The 23,481-nt window shown below is 58.9% G+C and carries 17 protein-coding genes; 5 read left to right on the forward strand and 12 right to left on the reverse strand.

What is annotated here, in order from left to right; all coding sequences use genetic code 11:
- The first annotated feature begins 32 nt into the window (after positions 1–32).
- Entirely contained in the window at positions 33–1,088 is a 1,056-nt protein-coding gene (locus HL45_RS01415; protein ID WP_049969333.1) for an ABC transporter ATP-binding protein, read from the forward strand.
- Between the two features lie 15 nt (positions 1,089–1,103).
- On the opposite strand, the gene HL45_RS01420 is transcribed toward HL45_RS01415, so the two are convergent.
- The 3 genes from HL45_RS01420 to HL45_RS01430 all read right to left on the reverse strand — a co-directional run bounded on the left by HL45_RS01420 (position 1,104) and on the right by HL45_RS01430 (position 6,458).
- On the reverse strand, positions 1,104–2,747 hold the full coding sequence (locus HL45_RS01420; protein ID WP_049969334.1) for an outer membrane protein assembly factor BamB family protein: 1,644 nt from the start codon (positions 2,745–2,747) through the stop codon (positions 1,104–1,106).
- Positions 2,748–3,112: 365 nt separating this feature from the next.
- The gene (locus HL45_RS01425) at positions 3,113–3,847 is read right to left on the reverse strand and encodes a cupredoxin domain-containing protein (protein WP_049969335.1); all 735 of its coding nucleotides are present in this window, start codon (positions 3,845–3,847) and stop codon (positions 3,113–3,115) included.
- A 265-nt stretch (positions 3,848–4,112) separates the two neighbouring features.
- The gene (locus HL45_RS01430; protein WP_049969336.1) at positions 4,113–6,458 is read right to left on the reverse strand and encodes an ATP-dependent DNA helicase; all 2,346 of its coding nucleotides are present in this window, start codon (positions 6,456–6,458) and stop codon (positions 4,113–4,115) included.
- Positions 6,459–7,292: 834 nt separating this feature from the next.
- Here HL45_RS01430 and HL45_RS01435 point away from each other — a divergent pair.
- On the forward strand, positions 7,293–8,456 hold the full coding sequence (locus HL45_RS01435) for an HD domain-containing protein (protein ID WP_049969337.1): 1,164 nt from the start codon (positions 7,293–7,295) through the stop codon (positions 8,454–8,456).
- Here the strand turns inward: HL45_RS01435 and HL45_RS01440 are convergent.
- The 3 genes from HL45_RS01440 to HL45_RS01450 are packed head-to-tail and all read right to left on the reverse strand — an operon-like array spanning position 8,446 to position 11,726.
- Positions 8,446–9,363: a carbohydrate ABC transporter permease gene (locus HL45_RS01440; protein ID WP_049969338.1), complete on the reverse strand. Its 918-nt coding sequence runs from the start codon at positions 9,361–9,363 to the stop codon at positions 8,446–8,448. The genes HL45_RS01435 and HL45_RS01440 overlap by 11 nt on opposite strands.
- A 1-nt stretch (position 9,364) precedes the next feature.
- Entirely contained in the window at positions 9,365–10,315 is a 951-nt protein-coding gene (locus HL45_RS01445) for a carbohydrate ABC transporter permease (protein ID WP_049969339.1), read from the reverse strand.
- A 4-nt stretch (positions 10,316–10,319) separates the two neighbouring features.
- Positions 10,320–11,726: an extracellular solute-binding protein gene (locus tag HL45_RS01450; RefSeq protein WP_049969340.1), complete on the reverse strand. Its 1,407-nt coding sequence runs from the start codon at positions 11,724–11,726 to the stop codon at positions 10,320–10,322.
- Positions 11,727–11,954: 228 nt separating this feature from the next.
- On the opposite strand from HL45_RS01450, the gene HL45_RS01455 reads away from it, so the two are divergent.
- Together HL45_RS01455 and HL45_RS01460 are read left to right on the forward strand one after the other, a co-directional pair.
- Positions 11,955–12,215, forward strand: coding sequence for a hypothetical protein (locus HL45_RS01455; protein ID WP_211250814.1), 261 nt, complete (start codon positions 11,955–11,957; stop codon positions 12,213–12,215).
- Positions 12,216–12,383: 168 nt separating this feature from the next.
- The gene (locus HL45_RS01460; RefSeq protein ID WP_049969341.1) at positions 12,384–13,178 is read left to right on the forward strand and encodes an ATP-grasp domain-containing protein; all 795 of its coding nucleotides are present in this window, start codon (positions 12,384–12,386) and stop codon (positions 13,176–13,178) included.
- A 60-nt stretch (positions 13,179–13,238) separates the two neighbouring features.
- Here the strand turns inward: HL45_RS01460 and HL45_RS01465 are convergent, their stop codons facing one another.
- The 6 genes from HL45_RS01465 to HL45_RS01490 all read right to left on the reverse strand — a co-directional run bounded on the left by HL45_RS01465 (position 13,239) and on the right by HL45_RS01490 (position 22,180).
- Positions 13,239–14,456: an ABC transporter substrate-binding protein gene (locus HL45_RS01465; protein WP_049969342.1), complete on the reverse strand. Its 1,218-nt coding sequence runs from the start codon at positions 14,454–14,456 to the stop codon at positions 13,239–13,241.
- A 139-nt stretch (positions 14,457–14,595) separates the two neighbouring features.
- On the reverse strand, positions 14,596–15,213 hold the full coding sequence (locus tag HL45_RS01470; protein WP_049969343.1) for a GAP family protein: 618 nt from the start codon (positions 15,211–15,213) through the stop codon (positions 14,596–14,598).
- Positions 15,214–15,550: 337 nt separating this feature from the next.
- Complete coding sequence (alaS, locus tag HL45_RS01475) at positions 15,551–18,322, reverse strand: alanine--tRNA ligase (protein WP_049969344.1); 2,772 nt, start codon at positions 18,320–18,322, stop codon at positions 15,551–15,553.
- A 52-nt stretch (positions 18,323–18,374) separates the two neighbouring features.
- Positions 18,375–20,027 (reverse strand): hypothetical protein, encoded by a 1,653-nt coding sequence (locus HL45_RS01480; protein WP_049969345.1) that lies wholly within the window; start codon positions 20,025–20,027, stop codon positions 18,375–18,377.
- Positions 20,024–20,761 (reverse strand): ABC transporter ATP-binding protein, encoded by a 738-nt coding sequence (locus HL45_RS01485; RefSeq protein WP_049969346.1) that lies wholly within the window; start codon positions 20,759–20,761, stop codon positions 20,024–20,026. The genes HL45_RS01480 and HL45_RS01485 overlap by 4 nt, the downstream gene beginning before the upstream one ends.
- Positions 20,762–21,205: 444 nt before the next feature.
- Positions 21,206–22,180 (reverse strand): replication factor C small subunit, encoded by a 975-nt coding sequence (locus tag HL45_RS01490; RefSeq protein ID WP_049969347.1) that lies wholly within the window; start codon positions 22,178–22,180, stop codon positions 21,206–21,208.
- A gap of 137 nt (positions 22,181–22,317) precedes the next feature.
- Between HL45_RS01490 and HL45_RS01495 the strand changes: the two genes are divergently transcribed.
- Complete coding sequence (locus HL45_RS01495) at positions 22,318–23,418, forward strand: bactofilin family protein (RefSeq protein WP_049969348.1); 1,101 nt, start codon at positions 22,318–22,320, stop codon at positions 23,416–23,418.
- The last annotated feature ends 63 nt before the right edge of the window (positions 23,419–23,481 follow it).

A 23,481-nucleotide genomic window follows, 5' to 3' on the forward strand; every position in this document is an offset into this window, starting at 1 on the left:
CGCTGTGAGGACGAACTCCGCGAGGTGGTTCCGTGGTTGACGTTCGCCTCTCCGGCGTGCGAAAGGAGTACGACGGTGTGACCGCCTTAGAAGAAATCTCTGCTCATATCGAAGATGGGGAGTTCTTCACCCTCGTCGGGCCGTCCGGCTGCGGAAAAACCACCACCCTCCGCGCAGTCGCGGGATTCGAGGAACCGACCGCCGGAACGGTGCAGTTCGGAACGCGCGAGATGACCGGCGTTCCGCCGGAAGACCGCGACGTGGGAATCGTCTTCCAGAACTACGCGCTGTTCCCGCACATGTCTGTCGCGGAAAACGTCGGCTACGGCCTCCGTTTCCGCGACCCGCCCGGAGCGACGACGTGCGACGAACGCGTCGAATCGCTCCTCGAACTGGTCGATTTGGCCGACTTCGGAAATCGCAAGCCCGACGAGCTGTCCGGCGGCCAGCAACAGCGCGTTGCTCTCGCCCGTGCCCTCGCACCCGGCCCGGACGTGCTTCTCTTGGACGAACCGATGAGCGCTCTCGACGCTCGTCTCCGCGACGACCTTCGCACGCAAGTTTCCCGAATCCAGTCCAACCTCGGAATTACGACAATCTACGTCACCCACGACCAAGAGGAAGCGCTGGCGATAAGCGACCGCGTGGCGGTCATGCACGACGGTCGAATCGAGCAAATCGGTCGCCCCGAGGACGTGTACCGCCGACCTGAATCCCGGTTCGTCGCGGAGTTCGTCGGCGAGAACAACGTCTTCTCGGGTGAAAGTGTTGCACACGAAACAGGGGGGTCGCTGGTCGCGGTCGGCGACCACGAGTTCCGAATCGCGGACGCGGCGGACGACCGCGTGACGTTCTGTGTCCGGCCCGAGGCACTGAGCTTGGGCGGCGGCGAAAATTCGTTCTCAGCGACAGTCGAAGCCACCGAATTTCTCGGCGAAGCGTTCCGCGTCCATCTGGATTGGGACGGCAGACCGATCACACTTCGAGTCCCTGATGCTCCGGAAAGTGAACGGGTTCGCGTCGGATTCGACGCTGACGACGCTCACGTAATTGAGGGCAGAGCGTCTGAACTGGTCGAACAGCGATAAAAATAATCGAGATGGTTACTGCGCTCGCAGTTCGGCGCTACCGGTGCTGACGCCGCCGTCGTCATCCGTGACGCGCAGGTTGACCGTGACGGTCTCACATTCTGGAACCGTTACCTCGGCAGTCGTACCGGACGTTTCGTATTCGCCATCGCCGTCAACGTCCCATTCGTAGGAGACGATTTCTCCGTCTGAATCGCTCGATTCGGTGGCAGAAAGCACGACAGTCTGGCCACCTTCGTACTGCCCATCTTCGTCGTCCGTCGTTATCGTCGCAGTTGGGTCTGCATTCTGCTCGTAGAGCGAGTCATCAGCCAACTGCTCGTTCTTCTCGGGTTCGTCGTCGCTCGTTTTGATGACGAACATGTCGCCACGAGGTGTGGACGGTGCATCGTCGTCCGTCCATTCGTACAGGTAGCCGTTCGCAACCGCGAGTCCGCGAACGCGATCGTCGCCGTAGGAACGTGGTACGGCGTAGCTCCACTGCTCGTCACCGGACTCCGCGTTCAGCGCGTAGACCACTTTTCGCTCGTACACTGTGTCGAGCAAGTCCGAGGGGTGGTCTGCGTACTCGGATTCGTCTTCCCACGAATCCTGATTGGTGTACTCGCCGCCGATGTAGAGTTGCCCGTCAGTGACTATCGGCGGGCCTTGGATGTCCGCGGCGGTTTCAAAGCGCCAGACCTGTTCGCCAGTCTGTGCACCGAACGCGTGCACTGCGCCCATCTCTTCGCCTTCTTTCTGCGAGTACCCGGTGTCGTCCAAGTCGTCGTCCGTCCCGACATACACGACGCCGTCAGCGATTGCTGGCGCACTGATTTCGTCAATCGAACTGTCGGGCAGACTGTGTTCTGCGGTTTTCGTCCACAGCACACCGCCATCGTCAGCCGACAGGGCGTACACCGTATTTGGGTTTGCGGTCAGGTAGATGACGCCGTTCGAGACTGTGTATCCCGAAACATCATCTTCACTAACTGGAAGCGAGGCACTCCACTGCTCCGTGCCTGTCTGCGCGTCCAGCGCGCTCATGCTGTCGCCGGTGTCGTTGAGCACGTAGACGGTTCCGTCCGAAACGCTCATCGACCCTCTGACGTCGGTGTTCGTCCAGACCGTCGTGCCGCTCTGCGGGTTGACCGCCTCGGTTCCGTCGCCAGTTGCGACGTAGAGGACGCCATCCGCGTACATCGGTCTGTTGCCGTCTCGGTTCCACTTCGTTTCGCCCGTCTCTGCATCGAGCGCGAACAATCCGGCTTTGCCGGTACTCGGTGCCGGTCTATCGTGCGACGGGGCGAGTGCGCTGACGAACACCGTGTCGCCAACGACGACGGGTGAGGTCTCTACCGCCGCAAGGTCGGTTCGTTGCCACAGCACGCCGCCGGTCGTCGCGTTGTACGCGATGACCTGACCGTTATGTCGGTTGTATTCGCTGTACGTCGTGGAACCGACGTACACCGTGTCGTCGGAGATGACCGCTCCGCCGACGCCGCCGGTGTTGATGTCTTCGTCGTTCGTGTTCCACACTTCGTCAGCGTATGGCCCGCTCGGGCCGCTGTTGTCGGTTGCACCAGTTCGCGCAGCGTCAGCGCGAGTAGTCGCCCAGTCGTCGTCAGTTACCTCGTCCGACGTTTGGGCGACGCCGCTGAACGCGCCAGCGAAGGCCACTGTGGAGACGGCTAGCAGCCCCGTCAGGAGGAGGCCTAGATACTTTTGTCGCCGTTGCTTCTCCTTTTTTATGTTTTATATGCTTCCTTCAATATCGTGTTCACAACAATCTCATCACAGTCCAACTGTTTCGACAACGAACGTGAGGAGTTGCCAAGGTGTTATTATAATTTGAATAAAATCAGATGCTGTTGTTTACAAACCTGTTAACTTATTTCTGATTCGCATTTAGAAAACATATTCTGGTCGTTGGCTGGCAATGGGTTGAACGATAAAATGACATGTTGATAGTATATCATTAAGGAGTTTGCTCCTCTCCTTCCAAAAAGGCGATTTTGAGAAATACGGTTCCGATAGAAGACAGCTTAGTTGTTCGTGGTATCTGTAGTGTAGGTTCGTTCAGTTGTGTCGGTGAAATCGTCCGTCGTCTCAGTCGTGAACGTTCCGTCTGTAGTGTCGGTGAAATCACCGTTCGTCGTCTCAGTCGTGAACGTTCCGTCCGTTGTATCTGTGAAGTCGTCGGCCGTGGTTTGAGTCGTTTCTTCCGTCGTGAACGTTCCTTCTGTACCGGTTCCGAAGTCACCCGACCGGACGACGTTTCCTCGCATGCTATCGGGATGATACCGACAGCGATAGCGCCGCACGCGGTCAGTCGCGCGGAACGATATCGAACGTGTCGCGCCTCTACGGGATGTCGTTTCGGTTTCTCTCAGTACGTTCCCTGACTCCCCGTTCTCCTCGCCGAGTATCTGTAACTGATGTCGTGCACCGTCCAAATTCACCCAGACGATTCGATAGCGGTCGCCCGGAACCAACCCTATCGTCGGATTATCTGCGCGCTCGATAACACCCGGTGCTAACCCGAGCCATGCCTCGGTTCGACCACCGAGGACAATAACCCGTTCGTCTCCAGTGGTCGTTTCGGTACCACCATCAGTCGTCTCGGTAGTTTCGGTCGTATTCGTGCCTCCATTCGTCGTGTCCGTCGTCTCAGTCTGGTTGTTCTGTGCCATCGCAATGCGCCCGAGTATTCCGACTCCGGCCACACCTCCCGCCGTCTTCAGAAATGCTCGACGCTGTGATTTTGGTGACCCCGTCATTGTTGTTCCTCTGGACGGGGGACGACTGCACCGAGTAAAAACCGGTCACACCGTTCGGTTCCGTAACCACGAATTATGTGCTGGATGTCCGCGTTGTCCTCGTTTCGCTCGGCGGAAACAATCCACTAGTCGTCACACCCCCTCACGCCGAAACACCGTGTGCTCTGGACAGACCCGCTGATTCGCCAATTAAGCTAGCAGTTCGTGTCGTCCTCCTGCCGCCTCTGTGTGTCTGTTAACTGTCTTAGCTCGTCCACCAATCGTTTCAGTGGCTCTGCCAAAACCGTTCTAATCCGAGCGAGAGCATATCGGGACTCACCGGTCGAAACTCCTCCCGTTCGGTTTCGGGGAAGAACTCCCGAACTCCGTCCCACGATTCACGGGCGTATCTGCTGTCAACCAGCACTCGGATTCCCGTCTCGTCCGACCCGCGAATCACTCGCCCGAGGGCCTGCCGTGCCTTCCTGACCGCAGGAACAGTGAGCGCGTAGGTGAACCCGTCGCCGAACTTCCGTTCGTAGGCGGTTCGAACCGCACGTGTTCGCGGACTCGCCGTGTTGATGATTGGAACCCCGCAGACGACTGCGGCTTTGAGTCGGTCGCCCCGATAATCGACGCCCTCGGTGAGCGTTCCCCGGAGACTCGTCACGAGGACTTTCTCCTCGCCGTCGAAGAACTCGTCTTTCAAGTCCTCCGTCGCGTCGTCCGCACTGCTCTCGTCCAACAGAACCGGTTTATCCACCACATTCCGCAGATGCTCCGCGGCCCATGTCGCTTCCGCGTAGTTCGGCATCCCGACGAGGACGTTGCCGGGCGAGCGCGCCACGTCCCGAATTGCGTCGGCGTACACCTGTCGCTCCATCGTCTCGTCGCCCGGCGCGCCGCGATTGTCGTAGGTGAACTTCGGTGCATCCACCGCGAAACTCTCGCGGTTCGATTCGAGGAAGTTCAGGCCGAAGGTTCGCTCAACGACTGGCCGACCATCGTTTTCTAGATGCACCAGTCCCGACACCTCCTGAAAGATTTCCAGCGGTTCGAGCGTTGCACTCATCAAAATCCCGCCGCCGAACTCGCCGAGTTGCTCCCCGATGGCGTCACTCGGAACGCAGTTCTGCATGGCGAGCTGGGCGTTGTACGCCCGCCGCCACGAATCGCCGGGTTCGCGGTCGTTCCACGTCCGTTCGAGGACGATTTCGCGGAAATACTCTTCGTGGTCGTTGCGATACCACTCGCCGAGTGCCCTGCCCGCGGGCAGGGCACTCCGCTCTCTGTCCTCTTCGTCTGCTTCGTTGAGGATTTTTGCGACGACTGCACCGACCTTCTCGGCGCGTGCCCACGTTCCGCCGTCGTAGCCCTCTTTCTCGGCCCACTTCGAAATCTTGTCCGGTTGCGGCACTGTTGGGTCCCGAAGTGGAATTTCCTCGTCCGGCAGGTCGGTGAGGTTCGCCTTCCACCCGCGATGTTCACGTTCGAGATGTGCCGTCACCCGTCGGTCGAGTTCCTCGCGCAAATCACGGACGAAGTCGCGCGTTTGCTCTAACTCCCGCAACGTGACGCCCGCATCCTCCAATTCCGACCGAACGAGGTCTGCGTCGGCGGTCGTGTGTTTCGAATCCTTGTCGTCGAACTTCACCGGTTGGATGACCCGAGTCAGTTCGGATTCCGCATCGCGAAGGGTTTTGTCGCCCACTGACTGACTCACGAGGTCGCGGACTCGCGGTTCCAGCATGTGCGCCTCGTCGCAGACGAGGAACGTCGAATCGTCCACGAGCGCGCCCGTAAACGTCGCCGTCGTCACTTCGTCGAAGGCGTGGTAGTAGTTGCCGACGACGACTTCGACGTGGTTCAACAGCGCACCCATCATCGAGTGCGGGCAGGTGCCCCACTGAACGGAATGTGCCACGAGGTCACTCGGTTCGATGAGTCCCATGCTATCGAAATCGAACGGAACCGCCTCGATTGGGTCGCCGTCTTCGGGCATGTCCTCCAAAAACTGCGCGTAGAAGGGACAGTACTCTACGTCGCCGTACTCCGGCATTTCGGGCGGATAGGGCGACGGTTCGCTCGCCGTTTCGAGGTAGGACGCGGCGCTTTCGCCACCGCCCGACTGACTTCCGCTGTCCGCCAAGCCCATCTGCTGACTTCTTGCTCGGGAGGCGAGGTTTTGCGCTGTTGTCGCGCCGCTCTCGCCGGTTATATCGCGGGTTCGCTCCCGCAGGCCTTCACAGCGGTCGTACACGTTCGAGTCGTCGATGCCACCCGAATTTTCGCGGTTGTACGGACACACGTCGGCTTTCCCGACCAGTGTAAGGGCCGAAATCGGATTCCAGTCGTCGGGGAGGTTCGAATTCATCGTCTTCAGATCGGTTTCGAACTGGCGGAGTTGCTGTTTCACGCTGGTCAGGACGAACACGCGCTCGTACTGGCTGTCGGGGTCGCGGACGAGGTGCAATCCCGCCGTCAGCGCCAGCATGGTCTTACCAGTTCCGCAGGCCCCTTCGATGACGGAAAAGCCGTCGTCGCGGGCGGTTTCGATGGCCGTCTCGATGCCATCTTCCTGCTCCTCGTAGGGTTCGTCGTGACCGAATATGGGCCGCCAATCCGACATCATAGTTTCTCTGTTTGCCCCGTGCTTAGGGCTGTTGAACTGGAATGGTTCCGTTTTGGTATTTAAACCTGTGTACGTAGTGGAAGTGCTAAGTGAGTTGTCTGCAAGCGTGTTGTGACGAGGGTTCGATTTGAATCGTGTCCTCTCACTTTTTCGGTGACTGTTGTCTGCAATTTCCGACTCCAAATACCGCACCGCCTCAGTCTCCCCCTTCCCTCCCGCCAGCGCAGGAGTGTGCTCGCGCCTCACTTCGTTCGTCGCTTGCGCGATCCGCGCTGGCGCTACCTTACAACTGAGTAACCAAGCTACGTGGCGCGCGCTGACGAGACTTCGAGGATACGGTCATCCGAGAAGTCGAGCAGAAGCGTGCGAGGGACGACCGAAGGGAGTCGGTTGGGGAGGCGTGTGGCAGGCGAGATTTCTCCGAAATCTCGAACGCGAGTAGCGCGGAACACAGTTCCGCGGACAGTCGAGCGGCGAAGCCGCGAGACGACGGTGTAGCCGCGAGCAAGCGGCGCGGAGGCGGTTATTTGTTGTCGGCAACTGCAAACAGCATCCCGACCAAACAAATATAGTGTGATAAAATAAATAAATGGTCTATCTCATACTGAATGTGTTCACTCTCTAAAACAGAGAAAACAGCAACAAGATGCCCCGAAAGCCATTTCTACCCGGTTCAAAATTCAAATTCAACGAAAAGTCATAAACCCGATATTGCGATATAAAATCCACAACACTCCACCAAAACCGCTCTCAAAACCACTTTCTGCGTCCACGCTTCCTAACCGAAAATCCGGATGTTTTAGGCCCTCTCACCAAAATTTCGACACCAATCAGATGCAGGCTATCAAAGACAGCGTCCACGATTACGTGGAACTCCCGCCGGTTGCGGCGGCGTTGCTGGATACGGCTCCGGTTCAACGACTCCGGCATATCAAGCAGTTGAGTACGGTTCGGTTGGTCTACCCCTCTGCGAATCACACGCGATTCGAACACAGCATCGGAGTTGCTCATCTCGCTGGACAGGCACTCTCCCGCCTCGGAATCGACGGCCACCGAGCAAAAGCGGTGCAGGCCGCGGCCCTCCTCCACGACGTGGGCCACGGCCCCTACGGCCACCAAACCGAGGGCATCATCGAGCGCCGAGTGGGGCGGCATCACGACGAGGTTACTGACTTGCTCTCCAATGGTGAACTCGCCGCCACTCTCGAACACCACGACCTGAACCCCGACGAAATCGCGGAACTGGTGGCCGGAAACGGCGAACTCGGCCAACTCGTCGCGGGCGAACTCGACGTGGACAGGATGGATTACTTGGTTCGGGACGCCCACCACACCGGGGTTCCCTACGGCACCGTCGATTACGGACGACTGCTCGGCGCGCTCCGGTTTGTGGACGGAAATCTCGTGTTAGCCGAGGGTAACGTCCCGACTGCCGAAAGCCTGCTCGTCGCTCGCGCGCTGATGAACGCGACGGTGTACCGCCATCACGTTTCCCGAATCGCGGGGGCGATGCTGGAACGAACCAGCGAACGACTGCTCGATTCGACCAACCTCACGCCCGAGGAGTTCCAGCGATTCACCGACGCGGAACTGCTTGCGGCGCTCCAAGGGTGCGAGGAAACCGCCGAAATGGCCGACAGAATCGTCAATCGAAATCTGTTCAAGCGGGCGGTGTGGGCCGAGTGGGGGGGAGTTCCGTCGGACGTGGTCGCAGTAGACCACGACGAGAAACGCGAATTCGAACGCGAGATCGCGGCGAAAGCGGACGTGCCGCCGGAAGCAGTTCTGGTGGACAATCCCGGCGAACCGAGCATGCCGGAATCTTCCAGTCGCGTCGTCGTCAACGGCGAGGTTCGTCGGCTTGCGGAGCAGTCGCCGCTGGTGCAGGGATTGCAGGCATCGCAGCGAACCCAGTGGCGATTGGGTGTGTACGCTCCCGAAGACCGAACTGACGAGGTCGAAAAAGCGGCGAATGCGATTTTGGGCCTCACTCTTTGAGCGCGCCTGCGGTGAGTCCACTGACGATTTTTTCCTGTGCGACGACGACGAGGATGGCAACCGGGAGCACGCCGACGATGCTCGCGGCGGCCATCAGGTTGTAGAACGCCTGAAACTGGCCCTGATAGTTGAGAATTCCCCAGACGATTGGTGCCCAATGCTGCGGTTGCCCGTCGGTCATCAGGAACGAGAAGAAAAACTCGTTGTACACCTGAATGAACGTGAGAACCCCCGCAGTTGCCACGCCGGGTGCCGAAAGCGGCATGATGACGCGAAACAGCGCGCCGATTCGTGTCGCACCCTCGACGCGGGCGGCGTCCTCTAACCCATCCGGAATCTGGCCGTAAAACGTCGTCAGAATGAACACCGTGAGTGGCATGTATAGCCCGCCAAATGGTGTCACGAGCGCCCCCGGCGTGTTGAACCAACTCGGACTCGACACTCCCAGCACCGACACGTTGCCCGTGAAGAAATTGAACAGAGGGAGGATAAACGCCGCCGGAGGGAAGTACGAGATTGCGAGCAGAAGGAGCAACAATCCAGTTCTGCCGCGGAACCGCAACCGCCCGAAGGCGTATCCTGCGAAGCTTCCGATGAGGAGGACAATCGCGGTCGTCACCAGCGCGATGAAGATGCTGTTGAACATGTAGCGATGGAACGGGATGAGCTGAAACATCTCGACGAACGCGCCGGGGTTGAACCCCTTCGGGACGACTCCCATGTTGACGATTCTGTCGAGCGGCGTCAACGCGAGGACGAGCAGCCAGTAAAACGGGAACAGCGTCGTGATGATGAAAAATACGGCGGCGACGTAGAACATCGCGCGGTATGCCTTTCGCGGATTTTGGATGGAACTCTGCACCCATCGCGTGTACGGGCCGTCTTCCGGTTGCTGTTCCTGCGACACGTTAGCTCACATCCGAGAACCAGACGATGTACACCGTCGCCACCAATCCGACGATAACTGCGGTGATGAACGCCACCGCCGCCGACGTTCCGTACCGACCCGAACTGAACGTGTCCACGACCAAGCAGGTAAGCGTCGGCACCGTGCTACAACTCGTTATCGTCTCGACGGTTCCGAACACCCGCATCGCCTGAATCGTCCGGAACAGCATCGCCACCATCAGCGTCGGAAGCACGAGCGGGAACGTTATCATCCAGAACATCTGCCAGCGTGAAGCCCCCGACACCCGCCCGACTTTGTACAGCGTCCTGTCAACGCTCTGGAGTCCAGCCAGAATCAGGAGCGCCATGAACGCCGATGCTTTCCAGATGTCCGCGACGATGAGGATTATCATCGAATCGACGCTGTTGATGAGCGGCGTGGCCGTGAACACGCCGAGGTCTTGCATCAGACTCGTCCCGAACCCGATTCCCGGTTGAAACAGGAGGTAGAATATCATCCCCTGAATGGCGATGGGAACCGCCCACGGGATGATGATGGCGACTCGAACCCACCGCCGACCGCGGAAATCTTGGTCTAAGACGAGCGCCTGTCCGAATCCGATGATAGTTTCGAACCCCACTGAAACCACCGTGAAGATGAGCGTCACGATAATCGCGCTCGAAAACGGCTGACTCAGGCTCAAGAACGGATTGCCGAGAATGCTGTCCCGCTCGCCGGTCAGCAGTTCGACGTAGTTTTCGACTCCGACGAACTCGCCGACGTAGCCGCCGCCGAAGAGGTTGTCCGCGTGCAGTGATAGCTCGAAGGTTCGAACCAGCGGCCAGAACGCCATCGCGCCGACCAGCAAGAATGCGGGAAGGATGAGAAGGTAGGCGAACTGCTCTTCGTCCAACCGTTCCGTCCAACTCGCGGAGTACCGAATCGCCCTTCGCACGCTGTATTCGCTCATTCAGTCAGACGCTCCCCTCAATGTCCTGTAGCGTACTCTGAAGTGCGGACATCGCCTGTTGCGGTGGCTGCTGTTGGGCGAGTACGGCGTTCACGCGGTCGGCGATGGCGCTCGACTCGTCCGGCCAAACAACGGTAACGGGTCGCGGAATCGCCGTCTCGCCAGCCAGACGAAGGGTTTCGAGGTAGTCGCCCCAAATATCGATCTGCTGGGCGCGCTGAGTTTGTAAGTAGGTGTTGTCGGGCGGTAGGTACCCTAGTTGTCGAAACGTGAACTCGCGGAACGGAACTTTGGCGACTGCGTTGAGCACCTCCACGGCGGCTTGTCTGTTCTGGGAATTCGGGTTGAGCGCGAGGTGCCAACCGCCGAGCGCGGCCGCGGTTCCGCCGGTTCCTTGGTATTCCGCCTGATTCGGTCTGACTCCGTATGGAATCGGCATCACTCCCAATCGGTTGCCGTATTCCTGTGCCGCATCGTAGAGGCCGGATGGCCACCACCGCATCGCCACGGCGTTTCCGTTCATGAACGCCGATTGGGACGGCCCTTCCGTCCACTGCAACACTGCCTGTGGGGAGATTTGCTGGTAGCCCTGCAGCGAGAATTGGTCGTTTTGTCCGTTGATGAACGTCCGGCCCATCCGGAGAGCTTGGATAACCGGCTGTTCGTTGACCGTGATTGGCCGCTCACCGATCGGTCCGAAGAGGTTGTCTCGACCGCCGAAATAGGCCCCACCCCACGTCGTCATCAGTTCGTTGAATGTACAGCACGAAAGCCCCTCGTAGGCATTCGCCTGCCACGAATACCCGTACTGGGTGTTCTGTTGTTGTTGGGTTTGGTTGATGACTTCCGAAAAGCGTTGCCACGAAATCGGTTCGGTCGCCCAGTTTTCGCCGTCCGGGTCGAAGCCCGCGTTGGTTACCCAATCTCTGCGATACTGAATCGTTGGCAGGTCGGTGAAATAGGGTACCGCGTACAGGTCGCCGTTCGGTGCCGATGCTGTGTTGACGCTGGCGGTGAAGTTGTTGTTCTCTATCCGGTTCAACGAACTCTGTGATAGTTCCTGACTCAGGTTCGCTATCTGCCCCCGGGCGATGAACGGAATCGTCCACCCGCTGTCCATTCGAAGGATGTCCGGTTGGTTCCGTCCGGCTTGCAACCACTGCCGATACTGTTGTTGAACGTCGTCTGAAATGTTCGACGTGACGATGACGCTTATTTCGATGTCGTCCGGCAAGCCCGCATCGTGGAGTGCCTGATTTATCGCCCCGACGTTCTGGTTATCGACGGGATTGCCTGCCCACTGAATTGTCGTCGTTCCTTGTTGTGCCGATGCAGTGAGCCCACCCAGTCCGGACAGCGCGCCGGTTGCGCCGACAGTTCGAATGAACCGTCGCCGAGTCGATTGTGCCATCTGTTTTCAACCCCCACATCACTACCACTGAACTCTGCAAAGGTATTCCCCATGAGTAGACACTGAACGTAACATAATCGTACAATGTTTGGCAGTTGACTGAACGAGATAATAATCAGTGTCGATGCGCCATCTGGTGCAAATAAACGGGACATTCGCACAATTATATTCTCGCTAACTCCGTTTATGTGATGAATAGTATTCAGTAAATACGTTGTAAATGTAGATATGTCCATGATGGAACTGGTCAGTACGCTCGTCGCACAGGTCGTCGTTTTCCCGCTTCAGTTCGTCAGCTTTTGGGCTTCCGTGTCACTTCCACTGCTCTACATTCCCCTTCTCTTCGCCGGATTCAAACCGGGCGTCAGCATCTTCCTCGCCTTACTTGCGATACACGTCGTCTCACTGATAATCGGTCACGGATACGGCCGCGAAGACGCGACGTTGGAAACGGAGTCAACTACTCACGAACGCTCAATCGACGCCTAGATGGGTCGAAAGCTGGCTTTGGCGAAGACATCGATTTCTCACCACTGTCCGAAATAAACTATATTTTGATATACCAAATCCATCCTTCCGGTTTTCGTCTTCCGATTCGGCGTTCCGTGCTGACGGCGTCAGCGTCATAGTACTCGCTGTTGAACAATTTCGTATCTGATGTCACCCGTCTCGCTCTACATCACCGATTTCGAGGACGAACGCTGTCGGTTCGACTATTACTGGCCTCGTCTTCGGAACCTCGACGTTCCCGTTCCGAAGACGACCTTCGTATCGCTCGAACCGGATGGTGACTCGTTCCGCTGGGAAACCGACGAAATTCTGGCGTTTATGGAGCGAAACGGGTACGACCGGGCGTTCGTGAGAACGCAGGTCAAGGCCGCCACAGTCCGCCTGCGTGAGGGGTCGTTTATCTACCGACCCGACGAGGCGGTAGTCGATAGAACGGTGACATCCCTACTCAACCAGAACGACCAGCAGTCGTGGCCCCACGGCGGCGGATTGGTCGTGCGCGAGTGGGTCGATTTCGATTTCTGTCCTCATCCGACGCACACCTGTCACCCTTCGGTTCGCTTTTTCATCGACGACGGCGAGATTCTCGGGCACACGCCGACAACCGCTGAAAAAGCATCGCGCGTCTGTTCGGATGGATACGACTACCTCGAATCGCGGGTTGCAGACGTAGACCTCTCGGTTCCGCGCCGCTACGCCGAACACGTTGCAAACGAACTTTCGGAGGCGACGTGGGGCGTCGATTTCATTATGAGCACGAACGGGGAGTGGTACTGCGTCGAATGTAACTTCAACGGCGTCTACTGGAATCGAAAAGAAAAGCGGTGGTGGAACATGTGCGGGCAGGGGGAGTTCGAACCGTGGAGTCCGGTCGAACTCCATTCGGCGGCGCTTCGGGGCGTGAAACCTTCCGAGGATACCAGAGTGAGAAGATGGTGGTGAGGGCGTACTCACACCCTTCTTTACCACTGATTCACGTGGCGCGACGGCCCGTGAATCACATCAGGCGTTTCCGTTGATTACGTCGGAAAGCTTCTGTCGGTCGAACAGTTGTTCTCCTTTCGGAATTTCCGGATACGGTTCGCCCGTCACATAGCCCGGCCACTCGCCGAACTGCTCGGGGTACAACTGCTTCGCCGTCATCTCCAACTGGAACAGATTCATAATCGGACCTTGATACCGCATTCCCGCGGCGTAGAATCGGTCGTTCTGAATCGCGGAGAGTTGCTGTCCGGCGGCGTGGTCTTCGATTTGTTGTTGAATCTCGTCGAGGTAGTATCCCGGCGAGATTCCCCAGAGATGCAGGATAACGTCCGGGTCGGCTTCGAGCATCGTCTCGAAATCGACCGTTCCCCACAGGCTTCCCCAGTCTTCCTCTGCGAAGGCGTCCGTCGCACCCAGCGGGCGGGTGTCCGCCAGCCAGTAGCCGGGTTTGTTGAGGTGGTAGGTGAAAAACGACCCGTCGCTGTAGGTGACGCGCACTGCCGTCGGTCGCTCGCTTTCCGGCGGCAGGTTGTCCTCAATCGTCGTGAGCACGCCGCCGTAAATTTCCTTGAGCGCTTGATAACGTTCCTGTTCTTGGAACACCTCGGCGACTTTGCCGAACATCTCCCACAGTCCGTAGTACTGATACCCGTCGCGGTAGCCTTCCGGTGGGTTGTCGTGGGTTCCGCTGTAGAAGTTCCCGAACCACGGGCCGATGTTGTTTTGGATGTCCTCGATATCGGACTGCGACCAGTTGTTCTGCGTGGTGGCGTAGGCCGGATCGAGGAGATGAACGTCGCTGTCGAGTTGGTAGAGCAGTTCCTTGCTCAGTCCGTTTTCGAGTGGGTCGGGAAGCCCCTTCCATTCGAAGGAGACGCCGTCAAGTCGCTCGTAGTAGGTGTTCATCGTCTTGCCGGACATTTCGGGGACGTAAATCGAGTTTATCGAGTCTCCGTGCCCGAGTGCGACGGCCATATCCGCGTACTGCGGAAAGAGGGAAAAGACATTCTCCGGAGCGCCGTCGAACTCGACTTCGCCCATCGGTGACATCGTCACCGAGTACGAACCATTCGAATCCGTCGTTCCGCTCGTGGTACCGTCTCCTCCCGTTTCTTCGTCCGCTATCGGCTCCGAACCGTTGCTCGCACAGCCAGCCAGCAGGCTGCCGCCGATGAGGGCACCACTGCCCTTGATGTACTCACGGCGGGTCGGTATCTTCGGCGGTGTTCCAGACATATGCTTTAGGCTTACCTAAACACAGACTTATGATTTTTGGTCTGCCTAAAAACACTCAGATACGCTTCAGTTCCGATCTTTGAAACGGGTTCAAAACAGAGTATAGCCCTTTTTGCGGTCAAAATCCACAACTTGCCGTTCACCCCATGAGATTGCTGATATTCATTCCAACGAAGAACAAGATTACAACTTCGTTGACAACCCACGAATTTTCGTTCATCCAATCCCGTGCCTTCGGCAGAAATTTTTCAGCACGATGACCAAACGCAAGTACCGTGAGCGACGGCAACGACAGAAACAGGAGCGTGAGTAAAACGAACGGAATGGAGTCCGACAGCGGACGATTATGTCCTGCGAGGTACGAGCCAACGGCGGACGACGTGAGGATGTCCGTCGGGAAAAACCCCAACAGAAGGAAGCCGAGTCTGAACGAGAACCGTGGACTCGCTTTTTCTAGCTTTCCCATCCACTTCGGCGGCTCCGACTCCTCCCGATTCAGATACACGTAAACCATGGCAACGAGAAGGAGAACGAGAACGATGACGTGAAGTGTGTCGTTCGACGCTCCTTCGGAGGTTGCGCCGTCACCGAGCAGGTATGCGACTGCGGTGACGAGTGAAATCGAGATGAACGCCCCGAACACGTATGCGGCGGAGTTCCGCCGCCAGTTTTCACTCGTGGCGAGGAAGATAGTGCTGAGGATTTGTGGTCCTGCGACCATCACGAACGCTAACGGAAGGATTTCCAAAACGGTCATGCTGTGACCTGTACTCCTGTGACTCTGCTTGTTTGTCTGCTATCCCACACTCTTGCTGGCTCATTACTGTCAGCTTCCCCCATAACTCCACTACGCTACGCCAGCGAACCCTATCAGCCTACCGTCCAACTCGGCTCACACCGATTTGATATAGCGACCAAGAATTTATTGAGTAGAAAGCGAGAAACACTGCTGGAATCGTCATTCCCTGAAAAACGCCGTTTTCCCGGTTTCTCGGTGGGGTTTGAGAAATAGACGACGGAACAACAGTCGCCGCTACCAAGTCCAGCATCCGAAAAATCACATCTCGTTGCCGCCGAATCGTTCGCCCGACGGATTATGCGTTTTTGGCCTGCTGAAGCACGTCCGGAGCGTCCTCCAGCGCGTCGTCTAACTTGTCGGCGTCGGGACCGCCGCCCTGCGCGAAGTCGGCCGGGCCGCCCCCGCCACCGCCGACGCGGGAGGCGAGTTCGCCGACGACCTCCCCGGCGTTCAGCGAGACGCCGTCCGGCACTGCAACGACGAACTGCGCGCCGTCGGCACCGCTTCCGATGACCGCGATTCTGCCGTCCTCGGCCATCGCGTTCGCGGTTGCACGGAGCTCGTCCATGTCGGCGTCGATTCGCTGAATTACGGCAGTCGTGTCGCCGACTTCGACTTCCTCGCCGCCGCCGGAACCACTGGCACGGGCCTCGGCGAGTTGCTCTTTTAGGTTCTCGATTTGCTTGCCGCGAGCCTTCCACTCCTCGAAGAATCGCTCCGCAGTCTCCGGAACGGCAGGCGGCGCAACGTCGAGGACGTCCGCGGCGGACTGGAGGTAGTCGTCGGTCTGTTGGGTCGCCTCGATAGCGGCGTCACCGGCGGCGAAGGTGAGTCGTTCGACCCCGTCCTGCACGCGCTCGGTGTTCAGCAGTTTAATACAGCCGACATCGCCGGTTCGACGGACGTGAGTCCCACCGCAGGCCTGCACGTCCTCCGCGACGTGAATGAGTCGGATGTTCGTGCCGGCGGGAATACCTCCTTGATAGAGGTCGAAACCGAACTCCTCTTCGGCTTCGTGGCGGTTCGGCCACTCCTGTTGTACCGTCGTGTTCTCCATGACGATTTCGTTGGCCAGCAGTTCGATTCGCTTCGCTGTTTCGCCGTCGATTCGCTCGTAGTGACGAACGTCGATGCGCGAACTGTCGGTTCCCTTCTGCGCACCAGCCTGCCGGATGTGGTCGCCGAGCACCTGCCGAGCCGCGTGGACGACGATGTGCGTCGCCGTGTGGTGGCGCATGAGTCGGCGACGGCGCTTGGGGTCGATTTTTCCGCGAACGATTTCGCCCTTATCGACCGGTTCGTCGGTGCAGTGAAGCACGACGCCGTTTTCGATTTGCGTGCCGGTGACGGACACCGTCTTCTCGTCCGTCGAAAGCGACCCGTGGTCGCCCGGTTGGCCACCGCCTTCGGGGTAGAACATCGTCTGGTCGAGGACGACATCGTAGCCGTCCTCGCGCTCGAACACGTCCAAGACGACGGCTTCGAAGTCGGTTCGGTACTGGTCTTCGTAGTACAGCCGCTCCGTTTTCGGAAGGTCGTTGAGTCTCTCGTCCGTCGATTGCTCCTCCTCGAATGCCTGCCCGCCGTCGTGACGGTCGGCGACGAGGCTGTAGAAGTCGTCCGGAACCTCGACGGCAACGCCGAACTCGTCGGCGATTTCCTCGACCATGTCCGGTTGAAGGCCGTGAGAATCGTACAATTCCACGAGGGTCGATGTTGGGATGGACTTGTCTTCCTCGGCGTGCTGTTTGGCGATTCGTCGAACGCGGCGACCGCCCTGTTCGAGCGTCTCGCGGTATTTCTCGACTTCCGTCCGGACGATGTCGCGGATGGTGTCGCGGTTGTCGTAATCGAGTCGCTCGGCCTGCATATCCACGAGTTCGTCCAGCGGGGCATCGACGCCGACATTGTCACAGAGGCGCTTCGTTCGGCGGAGCACCATTCTGGCGAGATAGCCCGTCGAGACGTTGCTCGGGACGATTCCGTCGCCGAACATGTAGGCCATCGTCCTGCTGTGGTCGGCGATGGCGTAGATGGTTTCGAGCGGTTCCACCAGCGTTTCGAGTTCGCCCGTGGTGACGCCGAGTTTGTCCGCGATGTTGTCGCGGGCGGCCTCCATATCTTCGGCCTCGTCAATGTCCATGTGGCCCGCGAGTTTCGCGGCGCGGTGGACGATTTCTTCTTCCGATTCTGTGTGCTCGATACCGGCGTTCTCTTTGAGGAACGCAATCATGTCGGGGTAGACCGCTTCGTAGACGGTCGGGGTTCCCTGACTCATCCACGTCCAGCGTTCGAGTCCGTACCCGGTGTCCACGATGTACGTGTCCATCGGCGAGTAGCGGTTGCCGTCCTTGAGTTCGTACTCGCCTTCAGGGTCTTGTTCCATCGACATGAAGACCAGCGTGGCGAGTTCCGCACCCTTGTAGATGACTTCGATTGCGGGGCCTGCGTTGCCGCCGCCGACCCACGGGTCTTCGATGTAGGTGATTTCCTCCAAATCCGCGCCGACCGATTCGAACAGTTCGTCGCAGTAGGCGACGGTTTGGTCTTTCCAGTAGACTTCTCCCTCGTAGGCGTACTCCTTCTCGGCATCGTCGCGGACGTTGAAGGCGTGATGGGCCATCATCTCGAAGGCCATCGTGTGCCGTCCCGTCTTACCGACGTTGTCGATGTCCTGCATCCGGATGCAGGGCTGACTGATGGTCAGCGGGTTGGCTGGTGGCGGCGTTTCGCCGCTCGTGACCAGCGGTTGGAAGTCGTAAATCGACGCTTGGGTCAGCAGTACGTCGTCGCGCCAGCGGTTTGCGGCGACTGGATAGGGGTCGATTCGTTCGTGGTCGCGCTCTTCGAAAAAGGAGAGGAACACCTCTCGCATCTCCGACAGCGTGTACTCCTCGTCGAAACCGGGGTCGTCGATGAATCCGTACTCCTCACACGGCGGTTCACCGCAGGTTTCTTGGTCGTGGTCGCGCGTCCAGAAGTGCACTCCGCACTCGGTGCATTCCTTTCGCACAAAATCGTTTTCCTCGAAATAATCGAGGCGGTACTCCTCCTCGAGTTCACTCATTCTTGGTAGTTTGTCGCCCATCGGTGCGTAAAACAGTTCCGCAAGGGCGCGATCAGCCGAGAACGTACCTATCGAACTTTCGCACCGTGTAGCGGTATGCGAGGGGTGGTACGACCACGCCGAGGAAGACGGCGACCACACCGCCGACGATTCGAATGGTCGGCGGCGGGAGCACAATCGGTTGCCAAAGGAGGGACGACCAGAACGAAATGACGTTCGAAACCATCGCGGCACCTGCTGGAACCGCTGCAACCGCCGTCCCGGCGAATCCCGCCAATAGCAAAATCGTGTAGAACGCGAACGCCGATTTGCTCGGGACGACCACGCGCCTGCTCCGCGTCACGCGAACCGAACTGAACCGCGGAAACACGGTGCCGATTGCGAGCGCGACCACGGTTCCAGCGACGCCGAGCAGGGCGCTTCCCACCGTCAACCCGACCCAGTTTTCGAGCGCGAGCGGACTCAGTACGCCCGCAACCGCGGTTGCGACGACTACGAACGGAAGCCCAATCAGCGTCACCGCGAGGACGTGTCCACGGACGAACTCCCCGCCGCGAATCGTGGACGTGATGGTCACCGGGAGCATTGCACCCTCGTCACCCAGTGGATTGAGCGCCGTCGCCCCGATTGCCCACGCGCCGTACAGCGCGATTGAGATGGCCAGAAAATCCGAGACGGTTCCCGTTTGAACCGCCCCCTGAAGCGGCGCGGTCATAAAGAACACGGGGTAGACGACGTAGAGCAGTCGAAGGGGGGCGCGTTTCGTCCGCCGCCAGACGTTCGCCGTGACGGTTCGGGTCGGGCGCGAAACGAATCCGGCGAGGAAGTCGGCGCTCGACTCGTCGGAATCGTATTTTTTGTTCTCCACTTGGACTTGGTCACCGTACCAGAGCCACGTCGCAGTTCGAATGTCGAGCGACACCAACACCGGAATCGTCACTGCGACGAACGCAACCGCACCGCCGACGCGAGGAAGTGAGACGGAGATTCCCGGAATCCCGAGCATGAACACGTCACCGAGCCACGCGGTCGGCACGTCTTGCAACAGGCCTCCCAGCATTGTCATCACGCGACCGAGCGCGTTCGACAGGATGGCCGCCATGTACACTGCGAACCCGGCAACCGCGATGACGGATTTGTACTGCGTGAGCAGTTCAGACCGCGCGAACGCGACTTTGAGAAGTACCCCCACGATGTGGCCCGCCAGAATCGCAGTCGTGAACAGACCCAGCATTGCGAGGACGATTGTTATAAAGGCAGTTGGCGTCCCGAGCGCCACGCTCCACGCCGCGCTTATCGAGAGCAGTGGCAGCGCCACGACCGAACCGATTCGGGCAACCTCCGCGAGAACGAGGCCACCAACTGCATCCCGTGCAGGAACCGTGGTTAGCATTCCTGCCTCGTTGTCGATGCGACCGGTTTTTCCGACTGCCCTCGCCACCACGAGTGCCGTGATGGAAAGCCACGCGACGGCGAGGCCGCTGCGTGCGAAATCGAGGAGCGGAAGCGAATCCGGAAGTTGGTCGATTTGGCCACCGAACCGGTACGCGACGTAGGAACCGCCCAGCGTCGGGCCGCCGACGAAGACGAGCAGGAAGAAGGCGAATCCCAACAACTGCACCGGATTTTTCAGCATAGCGCGGATGCTCCGCCGGTACTCTATTTTGGCGATGCTGGCGCTCCGCCGAAGGTTCGGCCAGTTCATTGGGACACCGCTTTTTCTTCCTCGCTCGTCACGTCGAGGAACACGTCTTCGAGCGACTGCTCTTGCTCCGCGCGGTGGGTAAGTCGCTCCGGCGAATCTTCCGCGACGAGAGTTCCGTCGTGAAGCACGCCGACGGTGTCGGCGAGTTCCTCCACCACGGGAAGGATGTGCGTCGAGAGGAAAACCGTCATTCCGTCATCGGTGAGTTCCGAGATGAGCTCGCGCACGGTTCGCGCGGCGCGGGGGTCAAGTCCAGATGTCGGTTCGTCCAAGAAGACGAGTTCGGGTTCGTGGAGGATGGCCTGAATCAGCGCCGTCTTCTGTTTCATCCCTTTCGAGTAGGTGCTGACGCGCTCGTCCGCATCGTCGGCGAGGTCGAAGCGGTCGAGCAGGGTGGTGATTCGTTCCTCCGCATCCACGTCGCGCAGTCCGGCGACGTATCGCAACTGTTCACGAGCGGTGAGTTCGTCGTACAGCGGTGGTTCCTCTGGCAGAAACCCGATGCGGGAAACAACGTCGTCGCGGTTTTCGATGGACTGTCCGGCGATTCGCGCGGTGCCGCTCGTCGGCCGGGTGAGCGTCGTCAGCATTCGCATGGTGGTCGTTTTCCCTGCCCCGTTCGGGCCGAGAAATCCATACACGGATTTCTCGGGAACGGTGAGCCGGAGGTCGGAAACGACGGTCGTATCGTCGAATCGTTTGGTCAACCCGTCGGTTTCGATGGCGGGCGTCATCGGCTCGCCTCCGAGCACGGATGTTCGATAATGTAGAGGGTCGCAGTGTTGGGGACTGTTCGAGCCATGCTTCTGTGACTAGAGCGAACGGTAAAAAGTTCGACTGAAACTAATATTCAGTTTACAACTGTGTTTGATTTCTGTGTGTCGGATTCCCCGTCGAAATCGCGCTGGCTAGTGACTCTTTCGTTAACCGGTGATTCGCCACAACCCACACAGACGAAGGCATTTTCGACGGTCTGAACGACCGGGGCGTTACAGGTGATACATTTTATCTGTGCGTCTCTGACAGTTCTCGGATACCTGCCCATAACTCGTGGTTCGAGAGCACGAATCGTCAACCCCGCCGACCGTTTTCGCACTAATCCGTCGTTATTTACGTGAACGATTCGGAATTTGCCCGTTAGCGCGACCCTATCACGATTCGTCAGCTCCATCTTTCGGTTAGTTCAGCGCCAACGACGCCAACATCGCTTCGAGCTGGACTCGCTCGTTCGCGCCTTCCGTGATTCGGTAGTCCGCCTCGCCGACTCGTTCGAGGACGCGAACCGCATCTTCGTCGTCCAAGCCGAACTCCCAGACTGACCGGTGAAGTTGGTCGATGATGTCGCCGCCAGCCATCCCGCGTTCCGTAACCAACTCGTCCAGTTTGGAGCGTGCGCGGGTGAAATCGCCTTCGAGTGCGTCTTTCACCATCTCCTTGATGTCCTCCGGGCGGGCCGTGCTGGTGATGACGAAGACGCTCTCTTCGTCCACCGTTTCGCCCATGACCGCCGCGGCTTGGAGGGCGTTGATGGCTTTTCGCATGTCGCCGTCAGCGGCGTAAACGAGCGCATTAACGCCATCTTCGGTCGTCTCAATTCCTTCTTCGTCGGCGATGTAGCGGATTCGCTCCGCCACCGCCTCGTCCGGAATCGGGCCGAACCGGAAGACTGCACAGCGGGACTGAATCGGGTCGATGATTTTCGAGGAGTAGTTACACGACATGATAAAGCGCGTCTTGTCGGAGAACTGCTCCATCGTCCGGCGGAGGGCGGCCTGCGCGTCGTTCGTCAGAGAGTCGGCCTCGTCCAAGAAGATGATTTGAAAATCCACCGCGCCGGGGTCGTGACGGGCGAAATTCTTGATTTGGTCGCGCACCACGTCGATACCGCGCTCGTCGGAGGCGTTCAGTTCGAGAAAGTGCGTCTGCCAGTCGTCGCCGTACAGTTCCTTCGCGATGGCGACCGCGCTGGTCGTCTTCCCGATTCCTGCCTGTCCGGAAAACAGCAGGTTCGGCAGGTCGTTTTTCTCGATGTAGCTCTGCAGTCGCGCCGTGATATCGTCGTGCCCAGCGACCTCGTCCAAGGTCTGTGGCCGGTACTTTTCGACCCAGATGGTGCCCCGCCCGGGAACGCTTTCCGTGTCGGCCTCGCTCATGTTCCAGCAGAGGCACCTATCGTTCTTAAAGTCCCCGAGACTCCGCGCCGCGGTAGCGAGTCGATTTCTGAAATCAATCCACGATTCCCGTGAACAACGAGCCAATTACTTTCCCACCGGACAGCGACCGTTTCGCCATGCGAGCGAAAGCGACACTCTTCGTCGTCTTCTTGCTCATCGTGACCCTTCCTGCCACCGCGGCGGCGGAACAGACGCGAACCGCTGGCACCGTCGTCGTCGCGGAAGGCGAAACCATCGACGACGACCTCTCGGCCACCGCCGGGAGCGTCGTCGTCCGCGGTACAGTAAACGGCGACCTCGAAGCCTTGTCCGGAAACGTCCTCATCGCCGAAACCGGAACCGTCTCCGGGGACGTGTCGGCGCTCGCCGGAAACGTCCGTATCGAGGGTACCGTCACTGGAAACGTCGAATCCGGCGGCGGGAACTTCGTCCTTGCGCAGACGGGCACGATTGGCGGGTCGCTCGAAGGAGCGGCAGGATACAGCCAACTGGCGGGAACTGTCGGAGGTGATGTCCAAATCGCTAGCGAGACGCTGGCAGTCACCGAGACTGCGACTATCGACGGTAATCTCGTCTACGACGCAGAGACGTTCGAGCGCGCACCAGGTGCAACCATCGGCGGAACGGTTCGACAGGACGAGTCGCTGGCCGACGTTGGCCCGACGCCCGTTTCTCAAATTCCCGACTGGGTCGGCACGCTCTATGGGTTCTTCGTGAATCTCCTCTTGGGCGTTCTCCTGCTGGCGATATTCCCGAGGTTTTCGGACGGAGTCGCGGAACGGGCGCGAGGTGAACCCCTGTTCTCGGCAGGTGTTGGCCTGCTCCTGCTCATTCTGGTGCCAATCGCACTCGTTCTCTTCGCCATCACCATCATCGGCATCCCGATTTCGCTCCTCGGAGCGTTGCTGTTTGGCATCGTGCTGTGGATAGGGGCCGTCTACGGTTCTCTCACGGTCGGCGTTTGGTTGTTATCGCTCGCCGATAGAGAAAATCGGTGGCTCGCACTGCTCGTGGGTCTGCTGGGCGTTGCGATTTTCACTCAAATTCCCATATTCGGCGGACTCGTCCAGTTCCTCGTCCTGTTGCTCGGTTTGGGCGCGCTGGCGATAGCAGTCCGGGTACGCTACGGGGGCCGACGAACCACGCCGGAGTACGCGGGCCCAGAGGATACAGAACCAGCAGACACGGGCGCTGACGACGAATCGACCGTCGCGTGATGTGAAATCTTCTCTCTCACCATCGAACCCCGACACGCTGAAGGCGCGACGCTGGCAACAAAG

Source organism: Haladaptatus cibarius D43, from assembly GCF_000710615.1.
Lineage (GTDB): Archaea > Halobacteriota > Halobacteria > Halobacteriales > Haladaptataceae > Haladaptatus > Haladaptatus cibarius.

Coding starts and splice junctions, on each gene's coding strand:
- HL45_RS01425 (WP_049969335.1), bottom strand. CDS start 3,847: ATGACGGGGTCACCAAAATCACAGCGTCGAGCATTTCTGAAGACGGCG.
- HL45_RS01430 (WP_049969336.1), bottom strand. CDS start 6,458: ATGATGTCGGATTGGCGGCCCATATTCGGTCACGACGAACCCTACGAG.
- HL45_RS01435 (WP_049969337.1), top strand. CDS start 7,293: ATGCAGGCTATCAAAGACAGCGTCCACGATTACGTGGAACTCCCGCCG.
- HL45_RS01445 (WP_049969339.1), bottom strand. CDS start 10,315: ATGAGCGAATACAGCGTGCGAAGGGCGATTCGGTACTCCGCGAGTTGG.
- HL45_RS01450 (WP_049969340.1), bottom strand. CDS start 11,726: ATGGCACAATCGACTCGGCGACGGTTCATTCGAACTGTCGGCGCAACC.
- HL45_RS01455 (WP_211250814.1), top strand. CDS start 11,955: ATGTCCATGATGGAACTGGTCAGTACGCTCGTCGCACAGGTCGTCGTT.
- HL45_RS01460 (WP_049969341.1), top strand. CDS start 12,384: ATGTCACCCGTCTCGCTCTACATCACCGATTTCGAGGACGAACGCTGT.
- HL45_RS01465 (WP_049969342.1), bottom strand. CDS start 14,456: ATGTCTGGAACACCGCCGAAGATACCGACCCGCCGTGAGTACATCAAG.
- HL45_RS01470 (WP_049969343.1), bottom strand. CDS start 15,213: ATGACCGTTTTGGAAATCCTTCCGTTAGCGTTCGTGATGGTCGCAGGA.
- alaS (WP_049969344.1), bottom strand. CDS start 18,322: ATGAGTGAACTCGAGGAGGAGTACCGCCTCGATTATTTCGAGGAAAAC.
- HL45_RS01480 (WP_049969345.1), bottom strand. CDS start 20,027: ATGAACTGGCCGAACCTTCGGCGGAGCGCCAGCATCGCCAAAATAGAG.
- HL45_RS01485 (WP_049969346.1), bottom strand. CDS start 20,761: ATGACGCCCGCCATCGAAACCGACGGGTTGACCAAACGATTCGACGAT.
- HL45_RS01490 (WP_049969347.1), bottom strand. CDS start 22,180: ATGAGCGAGGCCGACACGGAAAGCGTTCCCGGGCGGGGCACCATCTGG.
- HL45_RS01495 (WP_049969348.1), top strand. CDS start 22,318: ATGCGAGCGAAAGCGACACTCTTCGTCGTCTTCTTGCTCATCGTGACC.